Genomic DNA, 16,086 nt, shown 5'->3' with positions numbered 1-16,086 from the left:
AAATTTACCGGCACTCGAAGGCTGGTCGGCCAGTCAATGGCTGCCATCATGCTCAGCCTGAATGACAAGGCAGTTAAGCCGACATGAAACTTGTCTTGCGCTGCTAGACCTTTCCCACAGCAAGCCCGTCCAGCATGGCGATGCCGATTTTCTTGGCCGTAGCCAATGCCCACGGTATACACTGCAAGCATAAAATCAACGGACCTCGAAGCTGCTCCAATGACCCTGCGTCGCATCTTTGACAGCATCATCACCCGCTTGCTGATACTGGTCGTCTGCCTGGTGTGTATCGGCTCGCTGGCACGCTACTACGCACTAAGCCATTTCCTGCGCCAGGACCTCAGCATGGTGGTGCAAGACCAGCAGCTGGCACTGGCCAGCTATGTGGCACACGATATCGATGACAAGATCAGCCAGCGCCAGAGCGTGCTGACCCACCTCGCCAGCGACCTGCCGCAACAGCTGCTGCAGCAGCCAGAACAGCTGCGCCAGTGGCTGCGCCAGCAATACCAGTACCAGAGCCTGTTTTCCGGCGGCCTGTTCGTGGCCGATCTGCACGGCCGGGCCGTGGCCGATTACCCGGTGGCACCCGGCCGCATGCAGCGCAGCTATATCGAGCGCGACTACATCAGGGCCGCCTTGCAGGGCAACAGCTATATCGGCCGCCCGGTGATGGGTCATGCCCTGGGTGTTCCGGTGTTGCCGATGGCAGCGCCGGTTTTCAATCGCGACATGCAGGTGGTGGGCGTACTGGCCGGCATCACCCCGCTGGCATCCGCCGGCTTTCTCGATCTGCTGCAAAAAGCCCAGATAGGCCATGACAGCGGTGGTTTTCTGCTGGTTTCGCCACGCGACAATATCTACGTGGCCTCCTCGCAAAAGGGCATGAGCTTGCAAAAGCTGCCCGCCAGCGGCATCAACCCGCTGCATGACCGAGCCATGGCGGGTTATCGCGGCAGCGGCATCACCACCAATGCCGCAGGCCAGGAAGAAGTGGCCGCCATTGTTTCGGTGCCCAGCAGCGGCTGGTTTGTGGTGGCACGGCTGCCCAGCAGCGAAGCCTTCGCCACCGTGGGCCATGTACAAACCTTCGCCATCCACGGGGCCATCATCGCCACCATCCTGTTTGCCCTGCTGGCATCGGCCTGCATGTATTACGTGTTACGGCCGCTGTTTCATGCAGCCGCCGACGCCGAACGCATGACACGCGGCGAATTGCCGCTGGTGCCGCTGACCATCCGCCGCAATGACGAAGTGGGCCACTTCATCGCCGCCTTTAACCGGCTGCTGCGCAAGCTGCACGAACAGCAAGCCCAGCTGGAACGCATCGCCCACCACGACACCCTGACCGGGCTGCCCAATCGCCTGCTGCTGGCCGACCGGCTGAAGCTGGCACTGGCGCAGTCACGCCGCCACGGCAAGCACGTGGCGCTGCTGTTCATGGATCTGGACGGTTTCAAGCACATCAACGACAGCCAGGGGCATGATGCCGGCGATGAAGCCTTGCGCATGGTCACCAGCAGGCTGCAAGCGGTGCTGCGCGAAACCGATACCCTGGCGCGCATCGGCGGCGACGAGTTTGTCTTGCTGCTGTGTGATCTGGATGGACAGGCCAGGGAGGTTGCCCGCATCGTAGCGGAGAAATGCCTCGCCGCCATGCAGCCGCCGCTGCGCATTGGCGCTGAGGAATTCCAGCTGGGCATTTCCATTGGCCTGACCCTGGCCACCGCCGAGAGCACACCGGATTCACTGCTGCAGGAGGCGGACCAGGCGATGTATCTGGCCAAACATGCCGGTGGCAACTGCTTCATGCGCAACTAGGGCCAGCGCGGCCGGCACACCGATATTTGACCATGATCAAACCAATCCGGCCGCCCTGCATTCTCGATGTTTTCTCACCAGCAATCAGAAATATCCGACCAATAACGCTGTTGTAGCGAAAAACTACAGTGAATATCCCTGTCGCCGCCTCCATATACTACAAATCATCCCGCCACGGGATCGGACGCCGGCCAGCCACTGGCCACGCCATTGCACGTGCAGAATGCCAGCGCGCTGCCGTCCGGATGACAAGTCTTGTCATCGCTGCTTGACCGAGCAGGCCGCCTGTCGCCAACAGGTCGCCCGGCTACCTGCCCAAGACGTTTGCTGTTGCTTCCATCCAATAACAGAAGGAGACGGTAATGTTGATCGGTGTTCCAAAGGAAATCAAAAACCACGAGTATCGTGTGGGTCTCACCCCTGCCGGCGTGCGCGAACTGGTTGCGCACGGCCACAAGGTGCTGGTGCAGACCCAGGCCGGGCTGGCCATCGGTTTTACCGACGAGCAGTACATCCAGTCCGGGGCCTCGATAGCTTCTTCGGCAGAAGAAGTATTTTCAAAGGCCGAGATGGTGGTGAAAGTGAAAGAACCGCAGCCGGTGGAGTGCCGCATGCTGCGCCCCGGCCAGATCCTGTTTACCTATCTGCATCTGGCACCGGACCCGGAGCAGACCAAGCTGCTGACCGAATCCGGCGCGGTGGCCATTGCCTACGAAACCGTCACCGACGAGCGCGGCGGCCTGCCCTTGCTGGCACCGATGTCGGAAGTGGCCGGCCGCATGGCCATTCAGGCCGGCGCGCATGCCCTGGAAAAAGCCCAGGGCGGCCGTGGCGTGCTGCTGGGCGGCGTGCCGGGCGTGGCACCGGCCCGCGTGGTGGTGATCGGTGGGGGTGTGGTTGGCCTGAATGCGGCGCGCATGGCCGCCGGGTTGGGCGCGGATGTCACCATTCTGGACAAGTCCTTACCCCGCCTGAAAGAAATCGACATGGTGTTTGGCGGCCGCATCAAGACCCTGGTGTCCAATACCGCCAATATCGACGAATCCATCCGCGAAGCCGATATGGTAGTCGGTGCGGTACTGATTCCGGGGGCCGCCGCACCCAAGCTGGTTACCCGCGCCATGCTGGGCAATATGAAACCGGGCGCGGTGCTGGTGGATGTGGCCATCGACCAGGGCGGCTGTTTCGAAACCAGCCGCGCCACCACCCATCAGGACCCGATCTACGTGGTGGATGGCATCGTGCACTACTGCGTGGCCAATATGCCGGGCGGCGTGGCCCGTACCTCCACCCAGGCGCTGAACAACGCCACCCTGCCCTTCACGCTGGAACTGGCCAACAAGGGCTGGCGGCAGGCCCTGCTGGACAATGCCCATCTGCGCAATGGCCTGAATGTGTGCCATGGCAAGATCACCTACAAGGCGGTGGCCGATGATCTGGGCTACCACTATGTCGATCCGGTGGAAGCCATCAAGACAGCCTGATTCCCGTCAGACTGCTCGCTGCTGACAAGGCCGGCCCACGCCAGAATCATGGCGCAGGCCGGCCTTGTCGCATCTTCTTCAAGCCTGCAGCAAGGACAGCAGCCGTGCGCCGGCCTGCGCAAGCGCGCCGTCATTCTGCAATACGATACAGTCCTGTGGCGGCTGATAGGCATCGGCCTCGCGCAGGCGGGCGGCAATCTGCTGCGGCGTCTCCCGTCCGCGCGCGGCCAGCCGGGCAGCCCTGACCGCCGCGCTGGCGGTAATCCACAGCGGCTGCAGCGAGGGAAACACCGCCCGCGCCTGGGGCAAGGTGGCACGCGAACCATTGACTACCACATCCAGCCCGCTCGCCAGCCAGCTTTGCACCTCCAGCCCCAGTGCATAATCCAGGCCATGGCGTTGCCAGCACAGGGCAAAGCAGCCACTGGCCTGGCGTTGACGGAATTCCTCACCACTCAGCGCGATATGGTTCTCGCCGCCGGCATCCGCCGCGCGCGTGATATAGCGGTGGGCGAACACCACACCGGCCGTCGCTGGCAACTGCTGCCGCACATAGGCCAGCACACTGTCCTTGCCTGCCGCCGACGGCCCCATCACATACCACAGCCTCCCCGGTTCAGCCGACATGTAGCAGCTCTCCCGCAAAGGTGCAGCTCGCCAGATAGCGCAGGGGACTTGCCGGCTGCGGCTCGACAAACAAGGCCAGCCGGTCCACCAGCAGCGGTGGCAGGCCGGCAAAATGGCGCTCGGCAGCGTGCAACAACTGCTGTGCCTCGGCGGCATCGGCCAGCGTATCGCTCAGGGTGAAGTGGCAGCGATATTGCTCGAACACATAGGGATAGCCCCAGCGTTGCTGTAACTGCTGCTGACGCTCGCTCAGGCCCGGCCGTGGTCGCAGTGCTTGCTGCCGGTCGGCCAGTCCATCCAGTGCCACCACGCAGCTGCTGGCCAGCTCATCCAGCATGGCGCAGGGGGCAGACGGGCGCAGGGCCAGAAAATCGCCCAGCATGACCGGTTGCAAGGGCAGGCTGAAAGGCTGGAAACGCTGTGCCAGCGCCAGCAACTGCTGCAACAGCATGGCTTCGCTGACATGGGTTGCCGGTATAAACGGCGCTTTCAGGGTGGCATGCCAGCCATAGCGTGCTGGCGTGCGGGTAAGCAGCGCCAGACGTTCGGCACTGATGCCGGCGAGCGCCGGCTGCATCACCGCCACATCGCGCGCGGCATCATGGCCCAGCCAGCTGCAGCCTGCCTGCCACCAGCGGCTGTCGGTGGCAGGTGCCAGGTAAACGGCGTAGCGCATCACTGATCCTCCATCACCAGCTGCACCAGATCACCATTGAAACAGGTGATGCCGTACTGCACCGGCTGGCCATCGGGATCGACATTCAGCGATTTGACATGCAGCACCGGGCGATTCTTGGGAATGCCCAGATAGTCCACCACCTCGCTGTCCGGCAGCCGCGCCGTCACCCGGGTAAAGCGCCGGGTGTAGTCCTGGATGCCGAAGTGCTGCAGGGTAAGGGTGACCGAGCGCTGCTGCTGGTAGATGGCCGGCAGATCGGGAAAACGCGCAGCTGGGAAGAACATGGTGGAGCAGTCCACCACCCGGCTTTCCACCCGGCTCAGCGTCTTGATGCGAAACAGCGTGTCGCCCACATTCACCCCCAGCAGCTCGGCAAGCTCGGCATTGGCTGGCAGGTTGTCACTGGCCACCACGTCGATGTCCGAACTGCGATTCTGCCTGGCCATATTCTGTGAAAAGCGCGTGCGCTTGCTGATGGCGTAGTCGATGGCATTGTCCTGCACAAAAGTGCCGCGCCCCTGCTCCACCCGCAGCAGGCCGCGCTCCACCAGCGTGGCCACAGCCCGCCGTATGGTATGGCGGTTGACGCGAAAGCGCTCCGCCAGCTGCAGCTCGGTGGGTAGTTGCTCACCGGCCTGCAGCTGGCCGCAGGCAATTTCCTCGGCCAGACTGTTTTCGATCTGACGCCATACCGCCACCCCCGAACCGCGTTCAATCATCTTTTTTCTCCGGCACCGCAACAGGTCTAGCGGCGCAATCCAAGCTTCACAAAAACTTCACGCTGGCGTGCTGTTCACTTATCGACTGCCGCTATTATCATGCAGTCGTCTATACGTTTATATGAATTTTTCTTGAAACCAGCACAGGTTCACCACCCACATGGAAACCAAGACAAGACAACACTGGCTCAGCCTGCTGGCGCACAGCCCGGCACCACGGCTGGCCGAACTGCTGCACCAGCATCTGCCGCCAGCTGGCGACATCAGCTGGCTACGGCGCGCCCAGACCGGCCTGGTGATGTTGCAAGGCCGCAGCGGTGGCAGCGGCAGCCGCTTCAATCTGGGTGAAATCAGCATCACCCGCGCCAGCTGCCAGATCGCCGGCTGGCTGGGGCATGGCTGGGTACGCGGCAGCGATGGCGAGCATGCCGAGCTGATTGCCCAGGCCGATGCGCTGCTGCAAAACCCGCAACACTACCCGTCACTGCAGGCACAGCTGCTGCAGCCGCTGCAACAGGAACTGGCAGCGCGGCGCGAACAGAGCGCCCGTGCCGCAGCGGCCAGCAAGGTCGAGTTCTTTACCATGGTCAGGGGGGAATGATGCTGCAACAAGCTTTCGACAATATGGTGCAGGACTGCCAGCAGGTATTCCGCTGCGCCCTGTCGGCGCTGGCCGAGCCACTGCTGCCGCGCACCCTGCCCTGCCTGCCACCGGCACTGCCGGGGCTCAAGCCGTCCACCAGCGCGCTGCTCTACACCCTGATCGATCAGGATGTGACGCTATGGGCACCAACCCTGCCTGAGGCCACGCTGGCCAGCCTGCGCTTTCATTGCGCACTGCGCTTGGCGGACACGCCGGAACAGGCCGATTTCATCCTGCTGCCAGCCGGCAGCGCACTGCCGCCCTTGTCCAGCCTGCGCGCCGGCAGCCCGGAATACCCGGACCGCTCCGCCACCGTACTGCTGGAAGTGGACGACTTTGCCCCGCAACAGGTGGAAGCCAGCGGCCCCGGCTTCGCCAGCCCGCGCCGTTTTGGCGCAACAGGATTGCCGCCAGCGTTCTGGACGCAATGGCAGGCCAACCATGCCCGTTTCCCGCTGGGCGTGGATGTACTGCTGCTTTCCGCCACCCAGCTGGCCGGCCTGCCGCACAGCACCGTGGTACAGGAGGGTTGACATGTATGTAGCCGTAAAAGGTGGCGAAACCGCCATTGCCCGCTCCTGGGACTTGCTGGCCGCCGCACGGCGCGGTGACAGCGCACTGGCAGAACTGAGCCTCGGGCAAATCCGCCAGCAGCTGCGCCTGGCCGTGGCCAGGGTGATGCAGGAAGGTTCGCTCTACGACGAAGAACTGGCCGCACTGGCCCTGAAGCAGGCCGCCGGCGACACCGTGGAAGCGGTCTTCCTGCTGCGCGCCTTCCGTACCACCCTGCCACGCTTTGCCAGCAGCAAGCCGCTGGATACCGCCGCCATGCGGGTACGCCGCCGCGTGTCCGGCACCTTCAAGGATGTGCCGGGCGGCCAGATACTTGGCCCCACCGCCGATTACACCCAGCGCCTGCTGGACTTCTCGCTGGGCCATGGCAGCGATGTGCCGCCCTGCGCCCTGGCCGATAGCGGCGTACCGCAGCCACTGCCCAGCGTGCTGGAGGTGCTGGCAGCCGAAGGGCTGATCGAAGCCGAGCAACCCTTGCCCGGCGACCCGGAACCGGCCGACCTCACCCGCCAGCCGCTGATGTTCCCGGCCGACCGCGCCACCCGCCTGCAAAACCTGGCGCGTGGAGATGAGGGCTGGCTGCTGGGCCTGGCTTACTCCACCCAGCGTGGCTATGCCGAAAGCCACCCCTTTGCCGGTGAAATCCGCATGGGTGAAGTCAGTGTCAGTGTTTGCCCGGAAGAGCTGGGCTTCGACATCGACATCGGCGAAATCACCCTGACCGAATGCCAGATGATCAACCAGTTTGCCGGCAGCAAGACCGCCCCGCCGCAATTCACCCGTGGCTATGGCCTGAGTTTTGGCGAGGCCGAACGCAAGGCCATGGCCATGGCGCTGGTGGACCGCAGCCTGCGCGCGGAAGAACTGGGAGAAGCTGCCCATGCCCCGGCCCAGCAGCAGGAATTCGTGCTGTATCACAGCGACAATGTGGAAGCCTCCGGCTTTGTCCAGCATCTCAAGCTGCCGCATTACGTCGACTTCCAGGCCGAGCTGTCGCTGATCCGCACCCTGCGCGCCCAGGCCACCCCATCCTCTCCTCAAGAGGCCGCCCATGACTGAAGCCTGTCATAGCCAATGGCAATACAATTTTGCTTTTCTCGATGAAAACACCAAGCGCATGCTGCGCCGTGCCTTGCTCAAGGCGGTGGCCATTCCCGGCTACCAGGTGCCGTTCGGCAGCCGGGAAATGCCGCTGCCCTATGGCTGGGGTACCGGCGGCATCCAGCTGACCGCCAGCATCATCGGCCAGGATGATGTGCTCAAGGTGATCGACCAGGGCGCGGATGACACCACCAATGCCGTCAACATCCGCCGCTTCTTCGCCCGCGTCACCGGCGTGGCCACCACCAGCAGCACGGCGGCAGCCAGCCTGATCCAGAGCCGTCACCGCATACCGGAAACCCCGCTGCGGCCGGGGCAGATCATGGTGTTCCAGGTGCCGGAGCCGGAAGCGCTGCGCACGTTGGAAGCCAGCGAGGTGGAAACCCGCAAGCTGCATGCCCACCAGGAGTACGGGCTGATGCACGTCAAGCTGTACGAAGACATCGCCCGCTTCGGCCATATTTCCACCAGCTACGACTACCCGGTCATGGTCAATGAGCGTTACCTGACATCGCCTTCGCCCATTCCGAAATTCGACAACCCCAAGCTGCACCTGAGCCCGGCCCTGATGCTGTTTGGTGCCGGCCGGGAAAAGCGGCTGTATGCCATTCCGCCCCATACCCGGGTGGAAAGCCTGGCGTTTGATGACCATCCCTTCACCGTGCAGCGCTGGGAGCAGGCCTGCGCCCTGTGCGGCAGCCATGACAGCTATCTGGATGAAATCATCACCGACGATGCTGGAGCCAGGATGTTTGTCTGCTCCGATACCGATTACTGCCAGCAACAGCAGGAGGGCAAGGCATGAGCCAGCCAGTACTGAGCGTGAGCGGCCTGGCCAAGGACTATGGCAACGGGCAAGGCTGCTTTGATATTGATTTCGAACTGTACGAGGGCGAGGTGCTGTGCATTGTCGGTGAATCCGGCTCGGGCAAATCCACCCTGCTGTCCACCCTGGCCGGCCGCCTGAGTGCGGACGCCGGCAGCGTGCGCTTTCACGATCGCGCTGGCAGCAGCCATGAACTGACCACCCTGGCTGAGGCCGAGCGCCGCCGGCTGGCACGCAGCGAGTGGGGCTTTGTTACCCAGCACGCCCGCGATGGCCTGCGCATGAATGTATCGGCCGGGGCCAATGTCAGCGAACGGCTGATGGCGCTGGGCCAGCGCCATTACGGCCAGCTGCGCGAAACCGCCGCCCAGTGGCTGGAAAAAGTGGAAATCAGCCGCGAGCGGCTGGACGACCGCCCCACGGCCTTTTCCGGCGGCATGCAACAAAGGCTGCAGATCGCCCGCAATCTGGTCACCCAGCCGCGCCTGGTGTTCATGGATGAACCCACCGGCGGACTGGATGTCTCGGTACAAGCGCGCTTTCTCGACCTGCTGCGCCGGCTGGTTCACGATACCGGCATCGCCGTCATCATGGTGACGCACGATCTGGGCGTGGCGCGGCTGCTGGCCCAACGCACGCTGGTGATGCAACAGGGCCGGGTGGTGGAAGCCGGGCTGACCGACCAGATTCTGGATGATCCGCAACACCCCTACAGCCAGTTGCTGGTGTCTTCCATTTTGCAGGCCTGAAATCATGAAGCTACTGATTGATGCTCAACAGCTGAGCAAAACCTTTGTCCTGCACCAGCAGGATGGGCTGGCCTTACCGGTGCTGGCCGCTGTCTCGCTGCAAGTGGCGGCGGGCGAATGCGTGGCGCTGACCGGCCCATCCGGTGCCGGCAAAAGCACCCTGCTCAAGGCGCTCTATGCCAACTACCTGGTACAGGCTGGCAGCATCCGCATCCAGCACCAGGGCAGCTGGGTAGACATGACCACCGCCCGGCCGCATGAAATTGCCGCGGTGCGCCGCCACACCCTGGGCTATGTCAGCCAGTTCCTGCGGGTGATTCCGCGGGTGTCGGCACTGGATATCGTGGCCGAACCGCTGCTGGAATGGGGCTACTCGGTGCAGCAAGCCCAGCAGCAGGCAGGCGAATGGCTGGCGCGGCTGAATATCGGCGAACGGCTGTGGCAGCTGCCACCGGCCACCTTTTCCGGCGGCGAGCAGCAGCGGGTGAATATCGCCCGCGGCATGATCGCTCCCCGCCCCATCCTGCTGCTGGATGAACCAACCGCCTCGCTGGATGCGGCCAATCGCGCCGTCGTGGTCGAGCTGATGCGGGAAGCACGCCAGCGCGGTGCGGCACTGGTGGGCATTTTCCACGATGAAGACACCCGCGCCGCCGTCGCCAGCCGCATTTTCGATGTACCGCTGGCCCCCGCCCTGTGCGCCTGAGCCCCGATTGCGAAAGAAGCCCGATGAAACACATACTCAACAATGCCCGCCTGATCCTGGCCGACCGCATCATCGAGCGTGGCGCGCTGGAAATCGACAACGGCCTGATCAGCGCCGTGCATGAACAGCCACTGCCGCCAGCGACACCTGCTTGTGAAGACCTCCACGGCGACGATCTGCTACCCGGCCTGGTGGAAATCCATACCGACAATCTGGAAAAACACCTGATGCCGCGCAACGGCGTGCTCTGGCCTATGCTGCCGGCGGTGGTCACCCACGATGCCCAGTGTGCGGCTGCCGGCATCACCACGGTATTCGACGCGTTGGCGGTGGGCGATCTCGAAGGCGAAAGTGTACGGCTCGATACCCTGCACACCGCCTTTGCCGCCATCAACCTGGGCATGGAGCAAGGCGTATTCCGCGCCAGCCACCTGTTCCACCTGCGCTGCGAACTGGCCTACCCCGGCCTGCTGGAAGAATTGACGCCGCTGATCAGCCATCCCGCCGTGCGCCTGGTGTCGGTGATGGACCACACCCCGGGCCAGCGCCAGTATCGCGATATCGAGCAATACAAGAAGTACTACGGCAAGAAAAAGGTTGGCTGGAATGAACAGACCTTCCTGGAAGCAGTCAGCGAGCGCCAGCGCATGCAGCAGCGCTATGCCGGCCAGCACAAGCAGGCCGTAGTGCAACTGGCGCGCCAGCATGGCATTCCACTGGCCAGCCACGACGATACCGACCTGTCCCACATCAGCGAGGCCGTGCTGGACGGCGTGGCGATTTCCGAATTCCCCACCACGCGCGAAGCCGCCCAGGCCGCGCGCCAGCATGGCTTGCACACGGTGATGGGCGCACCCAATGTGGTGCGTGGCGGCTCGCACTCCGGCAATGTCGCCGCGCTGGAGCTGGCGCAACACGGCCTGCTGGACATCCTGTCCTCCGACTACGTGCCGGCCAGCCTGCTGCACGCCGCGTATTTGCTGGTGGCACAGGCCGGCTGGAGCTTGCCGCAGGCCATTGCCACCGTCAGCCACAATCCGGCGCAGGCCGTGGGGCTGAGCGACCGGGGCCGGATCGCCGTCGGCTTGCGTGCCGACCTGCTACAGGTACGCCGCCACCCCGAAGTACCGCTGGTACAGCAGGTGTGGAATGCTGGACGGAGGGTATTCTGATGCCGGATACCATCGCCACCCTGCGCCGCCTGCTGCAAGAACACGGCCAGCAGCACTATGGCGAGGCCATTACCCAGGCCGACCATGCCATCCAGGCCGCCACGCTGGCGCGCGACTGGGGCTGTGACGAGGAGATGCAACTGGCTGCCTTGCTGCACGATGTCGGCCATCTGCTGGAACACGACGGAGCCACCGCCATGGGTGAGTACGGCGTGCAGGCACACGACCGGCTGGGGGCAGACTACCTGCTGGAGCTGGGCTTCTCCGCCAGAGTCGCCCGGCTGGTGGGCATGCATGTGGCGGCCAAGCGCTATCTGTGCGCCATCGACCCGACCTATCTGCAACAGCTGTCCAGCGCCAGCAGCGCCACCCTGGCTTATCAGGGCGGCCCGATGAGCGCCGCCGAGGTGGAGGCATTCGCCCGGCAGCCGGACCTGCACGACATCCTGCTGCTGCGCAGGCTGGATGAAGCCGCCAAGGATGGCGGCTGGCAGTTGCAACAAGTGGAATGGCTGTGGCCCGTCATGGCAGCGCATCTGGCTGCGCAGCGCATGAAAAACCGCTGCCCGGTAAGGGTTACAGCGGTTTTTCTATCACACGCCAGCCTGGCTGGCGGTGCGGACAGCAGCGGCTGTTATTCAGCCAGCAGCTTTTGTACCACGTCGATATAGCCTTGCTTGGCTTCATCGCTGGACATGCCCTTGAGCTTGTCCCAGGCATCGTGCTTGGCGCGGTTGATGAAGTCCATCATGCCCGGGCGCTCGCCGCTGACATCGCCTTCGCTGGCCTGCTTGTACAGCGCATACAGCTGCAGCAGGGTCTGGTTGTCCGGACGCTCGGACAGCGAGGTAACGTCGGCCTGGGCCTGGGTGAACAGTGCATTCAGATCAGACATGCTTCTTCCTTCGTGATTACTTCGTGATCAGATAACAAGAGCGGTATGTTCCGCTGTCATGGCACGGGCGGCTGCCTTGCGCTGCCGGCCCGCTTCCCGGCTGTGCCGGGATGGCTGAATTTAGCACGAAACAGGCCCTGCTGCTTGAGCTGCGCAGGCCCTCAGTCGCCCGGCATCGCACCATCGCTTTGCGGGCCGATGCGGATCACCTTGAAACTCTTGACCGGATGACCATCGCGGATCGCCGGATAAAACTTCGCCTGACGGAACACTTCCAGCAACGGCCCCTCGACCCCGGCCGGCCGCGCCGACACCAGCTGTACCGCATCCACCCCGCCTTGCTCGTTGATATACACCCGCAAGCTTACCTCGACATCGTCCATGCCCAGGCCATAAGGCTCGACCAGCTGGATAGGCAGCTGCTCCAGCGCCAGCACATCCAGCTGGCGCGCGGCATAGTAAAAATCCAGTCCCAGCTGCTGCGCCTCGGCAGCATCGTCCAGGGACGCGCTGGCAGGGCTGGCTGCCAGCATCGGGCTAGCGTCTGACAGGGGTGGCTGAGGTGTTGCAAGCTGCGATGGCGTGGCAGACGGTGGCGTGGCTGGACTGGCCACGGCAGCGCTGGCCGCATGCGCCAGCCGCGTCTTGGCGGCGGCTGCCAGCAAGAGCTGGGCCCGATGGCGAGGCGCTGGTGGCGGCTGGATGACCAGCCTGGCCACGCTAGCCGGCTTGCTGGCTTGCGGTGGTGGCACGGCCTGCCGCGCTGCCTGCCCCAGCCGCACCGACATGGCTTGCGGCTGCCCGCGCAGACTGCCTTCATGCGTCAGCCGCATGAACAAGGGCAGGTGCAGCAGCAGCGACAGGCTCAGCACCAGTAGCAAGCGGTCGCCTTCCGACAGTGCGGCCCAGCGCCACTGGGCCGGCATCCAGCGCATGCCGGCGGGCAGCTTCATGAAACGGGCCACACTCCGCGATGAGCTTTACTTGGCATCCAGCAGTTTTTCGATGTCGTCCTTGGCAATGGCACCCGGCACCAGCCGGCCATTGGCAAAGATCAGGCCCGGCGTGCCGGAAATGCCCAGTTCATCACCCATGGCTTCGATCTTGTCCAGCGCGCTGGTATCGCACTTGTCGGTGCCGGTGAGTTCCTTGCCATCGCGCATGAACGCGGTCCAGGTAGCCAGACGGTCCTTGGAGCACCAGATCTGGCGTGCCTTGCGCGGGGCATCCGGGTGCAGCTGGGCCAGCGGATAGAGGAAGGTGTAAATGGTGACATTGGTGATGTCCGGCAGGCTTTCGCGCTCCAGCTGCTTGCAGTACGGGCAGTCCGGATCGGTGAACACCGCCAGCTTGCGGGAACCGTTGCCGCGCACTTCCTTGATGGCGTATTTGAACGGCAGCTTGTTGAAGTCGACGCGGTTAAGCTCGGCCATTTTCTTTTCAGTCAGGCTGGACTTGGCTTCGGTATCGATCAGGTCACCGACAAACAGGTATTTGGCCTCGGCGTCGGTATACACGATCTGCTTGCCCTTCACCACCACCTCATACACGCCCTTGACCGGGGTTTCGCTCACGCTCAGCACTTCACGGGTGGGGAAGCGGGTGCTGAAGGCTTTTTTCACCTGCTCGCTGCCATTGGGGGTGGCATTGGCATTGCAGGCGGTCAGGCTAAGCAGCATGGAGGCGGCCAGCGCCAGGGCTTTTACGGTGGTTTTCATTCAGATTCCTTGGGTTCAGAAGCCAATGGCATGACGGGCAAACTGCCGCTTCAGCGGTGTCAGCCGGTTGGTAAGCGTCAGGCCGGTATTGCGCAACCAGGACAATCCCGGCAGGTGTTCGGTGTGAAACAGCCGATACAGGCTGTCACAGGTAAACTGCATGGTTTTCACCGCTTCGCGGCGGGAGCGCTCGTAGCGGCGCAGCAGCATCCAGTCGCCGGCATCGCTGGCACTGGCCAGCATCGCGGCCAGCTGGGCGGCGTCCTGAAAGCCCAGGTTGACCCCCTGCCCGGCCAGCGGGTGCACGGTGTGGGCAGCATCTCCCACCAGTGCCAGCCGCTGGCTTACCACGGCTGCGGGCTGGATCAGGCGTAAGGGAAAAGCAGCGGCCGGACCGAGCAGGCTCAGATGGCCCAGCTGGTGATTGCCGGCTGCCGCTACCCGGGCGCACAGCTGCTCGCCGGAAAGCGCCATCAGCTCATCCGGACGCGGGCTGGACCACACCATGGAAATGCGATTACCCGCCATCGGTAGCCAGGCCAGAATGCTGTCACCGGTAAACCATTGGCGGGCGATATCGCCATGCGGTTTTTCACAGGCAAAATTGGCCACCACGCCGCTTTGGCCATAAGGCTTGATGCTGGCGGCAAGGCCGGTTTGCTGGCGCACCCAGGAATTGGCACCGTCCGCGCCCACCACCAGACTGGCCTGCAGCACACGGCCATCGTCCAGGCTCAGGCTGGCAGTAGTGGCCGTGGTATCCAGGGCCAGCGGCCGCACGCCGGTGAAGCAGTCGACGCTGCTGCTGGCCAGCCGCTGCCACAGGCTGGCCAGCAGCCAGCGGTTTTCCACAATCCAGGCCAGCGCACTGGCACCGGCATCGCTGGCGGCAAACTGGATGCGGCCGCCGGCATCGCCGCGCACATCCATGCTGGCGATGGTGCCGATGCGCGCCATGTCCGGCCAGGCCTGCAGTTGTTCCAGAAAACGGCGGTTGAGCGGGCTGACGGCGTAGATGCGCGCATCCCAGCCCTGTTCCAGATCATCAAAGCGGGCGGCTGATCCTTCCAGCAGGGCAATTTTCTTGCCGCTGTCGGCCAGCGCCAGCGCCAGGCTGGCACCCACCAGCCCGCCGCCCACGATGATCACGTCGTACTGTGTCATGAAGTGCTTTCTATAGCCCGAATACCAGATGGCGGGCAAAGGCGCGTCGCAGCGGCGGTACGCTGTCCAGCGCGCTCATGCCGGCTCCGCGCAGGGCGCTGACCAGGGTGGAGTCGCCGTCAAACAGTTTGATCAGCCCATGGGTAAAGCCGACCACGGCATGGCTGTCCAGCTTGCGGCTGGCGGCATAGACTGCCAGCGCTGCGGCATCGCCCGGATCGCGGATGCCTTCCAGTGCATCGGCCAGGCCGAGAGCATCGCGCAGGCCCAGATTCAAGCCCTGCGCCGCCACCGGATGCATGGTCTGCGCCGCATTGCCAATCAAGACCACCCGGCCGCTGCTGACGCGGTTGACCTGGCGCAGTGCCAGCGGAAAACTGGCACGCGGGCCAATGGCCAGTACCTTGCCCTGGCGCTCGCCAAACGCCTGCTGCAGCTCGGCCATCACCTGTTCGTCAGGCGCTTGTTGCAGGGCTTTGGCATCGTCGTGGCTGCGGGTCCACACCAGCATGTAGTGGTCGCCATGCGGCAACAGGGCAAACGGCCCCTGCCGTGAAAATCGTTCATAGGCAATGCCGGCCGGCGGCTGTTCGGTGGTGACCTCGGCCAGTACCGCGCACTGCTGATAATCGTGCACCAGCCGCTTGATGCCGGGCAGGCTGTCAGCCAGCGCACCGCCCTCGGCCAGCACCACCAGCCGGGCCGTCAGGCTGATGTCGCCATGCACGCCGCTGGTTTTCACCGAGGCATAGCAGCCCAGGCTGTTCACCGCTTCAACGCGGGTTTGCCACCAGACCTGCACGCCGGCCTGCTCCAGCTGGGCATTGATGGCCAGTGTCAGCGCCGGGTAATCCACCACCACGCCCAGGTGCGGCAGTTTCAGGTCGGCACAGTCCAGCCGGGTACGGCCAAATGCGCCTTGTTGCGATACATGGACGGTGTCGATGACGCTGGCCGGCAAATCATCCGGCCAGGCACCCGCTGCGGCCAGTGCCGTCCGGCTATGCCAGGACAAGGCCAGTGCGCGCGCATCGGTCAGCGGCGCATCCTTGGCCCTTGCCTCCACCAGCAGTACACGGCGACCTGCTGCGGCAAACCGCAACGCGGCCAGCGCGCCCACCGGCCCACCACCCACAATGATGATGTCAGCATGCTCGCCGCCATCGTGGCCACACGGGAGACCCGTTTGCTTGTCTGTAGCTTTCATGT

Annotated in this window: 18 protein-coding genes; 10 read left to right on the top strand and 8 right to left on the bottom strand. The window is 64.0% G+C overall.

The window, feature by feature from the left end:
* Positions 1-219 precede the first annotated feature (219 nt).
* Together FAZ30_RS12650 and ald are read left to right on the top strand one after the other, a co-directional pair.
* Positions 220-1,821, top strand: a complete 1,602-nt coding sequence (locus FAZ30_RS12650) for a sensor domain-containing diguanylate cyclase (RefSeq protein ID WP_124644301.1) — start codon at positions 220-222, stop codon at positions 1,819-1,821.
* A gap of 362 nt (positions 1,822-2,183) precedes the next feature.
* Positions 2,184-3,305 (top strand): alanine dehydrogenase, encoded by a 1,122-nt coding sequence (gene ald / locus FAZ30_RS12645; RefSeq protein ID WP_124644302.1) that lies wholly within the window; start codon positions 2,184-2,186, stop codon positions 3,303-3,305.
* Between the two features lie 78 nt (positions 3,306-3,383).
* Here the strand turns inward: ald and phnN are convergent, their stop codons facing one another.
* The 3 genes from phnN to phnF are packed head-to-tail and all read right to left on the bottom strand — an operon-like array spanning position 3,384 to position 5,330.
* Complete coding sequence (phnN, locus tag FAZ30_RS12640) at positions 3,384-3,932, bottom strand: phosphonate metabolism protein/1,5-bisphosphokinase (PRPP-forming) PhnN (protein ID WP_124644303.1); 549 nt, start codon at positions 3,930-3,932, stop codon at positions 3,384-3,386.
* Positions 3,922-4,608 (bottom strand): DUF1045 domain-containing protein, encoded by a 687-nt coding sequence (locus FAZ30_RS12635; RefSeq protein WP_124644304.1) that lies wholly within the window; start codon positions 4,606-4,608, stop codon positions 3,922-3,924. Before FAZ30_RS12635 ends, phnN begins: the two co-directional genes overlap by 11 nt.
* On the bottom strand, positions 4,608-5,330 hold the full coding sequence (phnF, locus tag FAZ30_RS12630; RefSeq protein ID WP_124644305.1) for a phosphonate metabolism transcriptional regulator PhnF: 723 nt from the start codon (positions 5,328-5,330) through the stop codon (positions 4,608-4,610). The genes FAZ30_RS12635 and phnF overlap by 1 nt, the downstream gene beginning before the upstream one ends.
* 160 nt (positions 5,331-5,490) lie before the next feature.
* Between phnF and phnG the strand changes: the two genes are divergently transcribed.
* The 8 genes from phnG to FAZ30_RS12590 are packed head-to-tail and all read left to right on the top strand — an operon-like array spanning position 5,491 to position 11,771.
* The gene (gene phnG / locus FAZ30_RS12625; protein WP_137009545.1) at positions 5,491-5,931 is read left to right on the top strand and encodes a phosphonate C-P lyase system protein PhnG; all 441 of its coding nucleotides are present in this window, start codon (positions 5,491-5,493) and stop codon (positions 5,929-5,931) included.
* On the top strand, positions 5,928-6,506 hold the full coding sequence (gene phnH / locus FAZ30_RS12620; RefSeq protein ID WP_199731038.1) for a phosphonate C-P lyase system protein PhnH: 579 nt from the start codon (positions 5,928-5,930) through the stop codon (positions 6,504-6,506). Before phnG ends, phnH begins: the two co-directional genes overlap by 4 nt.
* Position 6,507: 1 nt before the next feature.
* Positions 6,508-7,605 (top strand): carbon-phosphorus lyase complex subunit, encoded by a 1,098-nt coding sequence (locus FAZ30_RS12615; protein ID WP_124644307.1) that lies wholly within the window; start codon positions 6,508-6,510, stop codon positions 7,603-7,605.
* Positions 7,598-8,452 carry an alpha-D-ribose 1-methylphosphonate 5-phosphate C-P-lyase PhnJ gene (locus FAZ30_RS12610; protein WP_137009544.1) on the top strand — a complete coding sequence of 285 codons (855 nt, stop codon included), beginning with the start codon at positions 7,598-7,600 and terminating at the stop codon, positions 8,450-8,452. Before FAZ30_RS12615 ends, FAZ30_RS12610 begins: the two co-directional genes overlap by 8 nt.
* Positions 8,449-9,222, top strand: a complete 774-nt coding sequence (phnK, locus tag FAZ30_RS12605; RefSeq protein ID WP_124644309.1) for a phosphonate C-P lyase system protein PhnK — start codon at positions 8,449-8,451, stop codon at positions 9,220-9,222. The genes FAZ30_RS12610 and phnK overlap by 4 nt, the downstream gene beginning before the upstream one ends.
* A gap of 4 nt (positions 9,223-9,226) precedes the next feature.
* Entirely contained in the window at positions 9,227-9,928 is a 702-nt protein-coding gene (gene phnL, locus FAZ30_RS12600) for a phosphonate C-P lyase system protein PhnL (protein WP_124644310.1), read from the top strand.
* 23 nt (positions 9,929-9,951) lie between these two features.
* The gene (locus FAZ30_RS12595) at positions 9,952-11,100 is read left to right on the top strand and encodes an alpha-D-ribose 1-methylphosphonate 5-triphosphate diphosphatase (protein ID WP_124644311.1); all 1,149 of its coding nucleotides are present in this window, start codon (positions 9,952-9,954) and stop codon (positions 11,098-11,100) included.
* Complete coding sequence (locus tag FAZ30_RS12590) at positions 11,100-11,771, top strand: phosphonate degradation HD-domain oxygenase (protein WP_124644312.1); 672 nt, start codon at positions 11,100-11,102, stop codon at positions 11,769-11,771. Before FAZ30_RS12595 ends, FAZ30_RS12590 begins: the two co-directional genes overlap by 1 nt.
* Here the strand turns inward: FAZ30_RS12590 and FAZ30_RS12585 are convergent.
* The 5 genes from FAZ30_RS12585 to FAZ30_RS12565 all read right to left on the bottom strand — a co-directional run bounded on the left by FAZ30_RS12585 (position 11,735) and on the right by FAZ30_RS12565 (position 16,084).
* Positions 11,735-11,995, bottom strand: a complete 261-nt coding sequence (locus FAZ30_RS12585; RefSeq protein ID WP_124644313.1) for an acyl-CoA-binding protein — start codon at positions 11,993-11,995, stop codon at positions 11,735-11,737. The genes FAZ30_RS12590 and FAZ30_RS12585 overlap by 37 nt on opposite strands.
* A 161-nt stretch (positions 11,996-12,156) precedes the next feature.
* Positions 12,157-12,948 (bottom strand): energy transducer TonB, encoded by a 792-nt coding sequence (locus FAZ30_RS12580; RefSeq protein ID WP_124644314.1) that lies wholly within the window; start codon positions 12,946-12,948, stop codon positions 12,157-12,159.
* 27 nt (positions 12,949-12,975) lie between these two features.
* Complete coding sequence (locus FAZ30_RS12575) at positions 12,976-13,713, bottom strand: DsbC family protein (protein WP_124644315.1); 738 nt, start codon at positions 13,711-13,713, stop codon at positions 12,976-12,978.
* Positions 13,714-13,728: 15 nt separating this feature from the next.
* Entirely contained in the window at positions 13,729-14,877 is a 1,149-nt protein-coding gene (locus FAZ30_RS12570) for a UbiH/UbiF family hydroxylase (RefSeq protein ID WP_124644316.1), read from the bottom strand.
* A 10-nt stretch (positions 14,878-14,887) separates the two neighbouring features.
* The gene (locus tag FAZ30_RS12565; RefSeq protein ID WP_124644317.1) at positions 14,888-16,084 is read right to left on the bottom strand and encodes an FAD-dependent monooxygenase; all 1,197 of its coding nucleotides are present in this window, start codon (positions 16,082-16,084) and stop codon (positions 14,888-14,890) included.
* Between the last annotated feature and the right edge of the window lie 2 nt (positions 16,085-16,086).

Origin of the sequence: Aquitalea aquatilis, assembly GCF_005155025.1 — a bacterium.
Lineage (GTDB): Bacteria > Pseudomonadota > Gammaproteobacteria > Burkholderiales > Chromobacteriaceae > Aquitalea > Aquitalea aquatilis.
The sequence above is the reverse complement of the archived record's forward strand: the minus strand, read 5'-3'. Positions and strand labels throughout refer to the sequence as shown.

Bases quoted from the DNA above. Each gene is read 5' to 3' on its own strand.
- FAZ30_RS12650 (WP_124644301.1), top strand. From the start codon at position 220: ATGACCCTGCGTCGCATCTTTGACAGCATCATCACCCGCTTGCTGATA.
- ald (WP_124644302.1), top strand. From the start codon at position 2,184: ATGTTGATCGGTGTTCCAAAGGAAATCAAAAACCACGAGTATCGTGTG.
- phnN (WP_124644303.1), bottom strand. From the start codon at position 3,932: ATGTCGGCTGAACCGGGGAGGCTGTGGTATGTGATGGGGCCGTCGGCG.
- FAZ30_RS12635 (WP_124644304.1), bottom strand. From the start codon at position 4,608: ATGCGCTACGCCGTTTACCTGGCACCTGCCACCGACAGCCGCTGGTGG.
- phnF (WP_124644305.1), bottom strand. From the start codon at position 5,330: ATGATTGAACGCGGTTCGGGGGTGGCGGTATGGCGTCAGATCGAAAAC.
- phnG (WP_137009545.1), top strand. From the start codon at position 5,491: ATGGAAACCAAGACAAGACAACACTGGCTCAGCCTGCTGGCGCACAGC.
- phnH (WP_199731038.1), top strand. From the start codon at position 5,928: ATGATGCTGCAACAAGCTTTCGACAATATGGTGCAGGACTGCCAGCAG.
- FAZ30_RS12615 (WP_124644307.1), top strand. From the start codon at position 6,508: ATGTATGTAGCCGTAAAAGGTGGCGAAACCGCCATTGCCCGCTCCTGG.
- FAZ30_RS12610 (WP_137009544.1), top strand. From the start codon at position 7,598: ATGACTGAAGCCTGTCATAGCCAATGGCAATACAATTTTGCTTTTCTC.
- phnK (WP_124644309.1), top strand. From the start codon at position 8,449: ATGAGCCAGCCAGTACTGAGCGTGAGCGGCCTGGCCAAGGACTATGGC.
- phnL (WP_124644310.1), top strand. From the start codon at position 9,227: ATGAAGCTACTGATTGATGCTCAACAGCTGAGCAAAACCTTTGTCCTG.
- FAZ30_RS12595 (WP_124644311.1), top strand. From the start codon at position 9,952: ATGAAACACATACTCAACAATGCCCGCCTGATCCTGGCCGACCGCATC.
- FAZ30_RS12590 (WP_124644312.1), top strand. From the start codon at position 11,100: ATGCCGGATACCATCGCCACCCTGCGCCGCCTGCTGCAAGAACACGGC.
- FAZ30_RS12585 (WP_124644313.1), bottom strand. From the start codon at position 11,995: ATGTCTGATCTGAATGCACTGTTCACCCAGGCCCAGGCCGACGTTACC.
- FAZ30_RS12580 (WP_124644314.1), bottom strand. From the start codon at position 12,948: ATGAAGCTGCCCGCCGGCATGCGCTGGATGCCGGCCCAGTGGCGCTGG.
- FAZ30_RS12575 (WP_124644315.1), bottom strand. From the start codon at position 13,713: ATGAAAACCACCGTAAAAGCCCTGGCGCTGGCCGCCTCCATGCTGCTT.
- FAZ30_RS12570 (WP_124644316.1), bottom strand. From the start codon at position 14,877: ATGACACAGTACGACGTGATCATCGTGGGCGGCGGGCTGGTGGGTGCC.
- FAZ30_RS12565 (WP_124644317.1), bottom strand. From the start codon at position 16,084: ATGAAAGCTACAGACAAGCAAACGGGTCTCCCGTGTGGCCACGATGGC.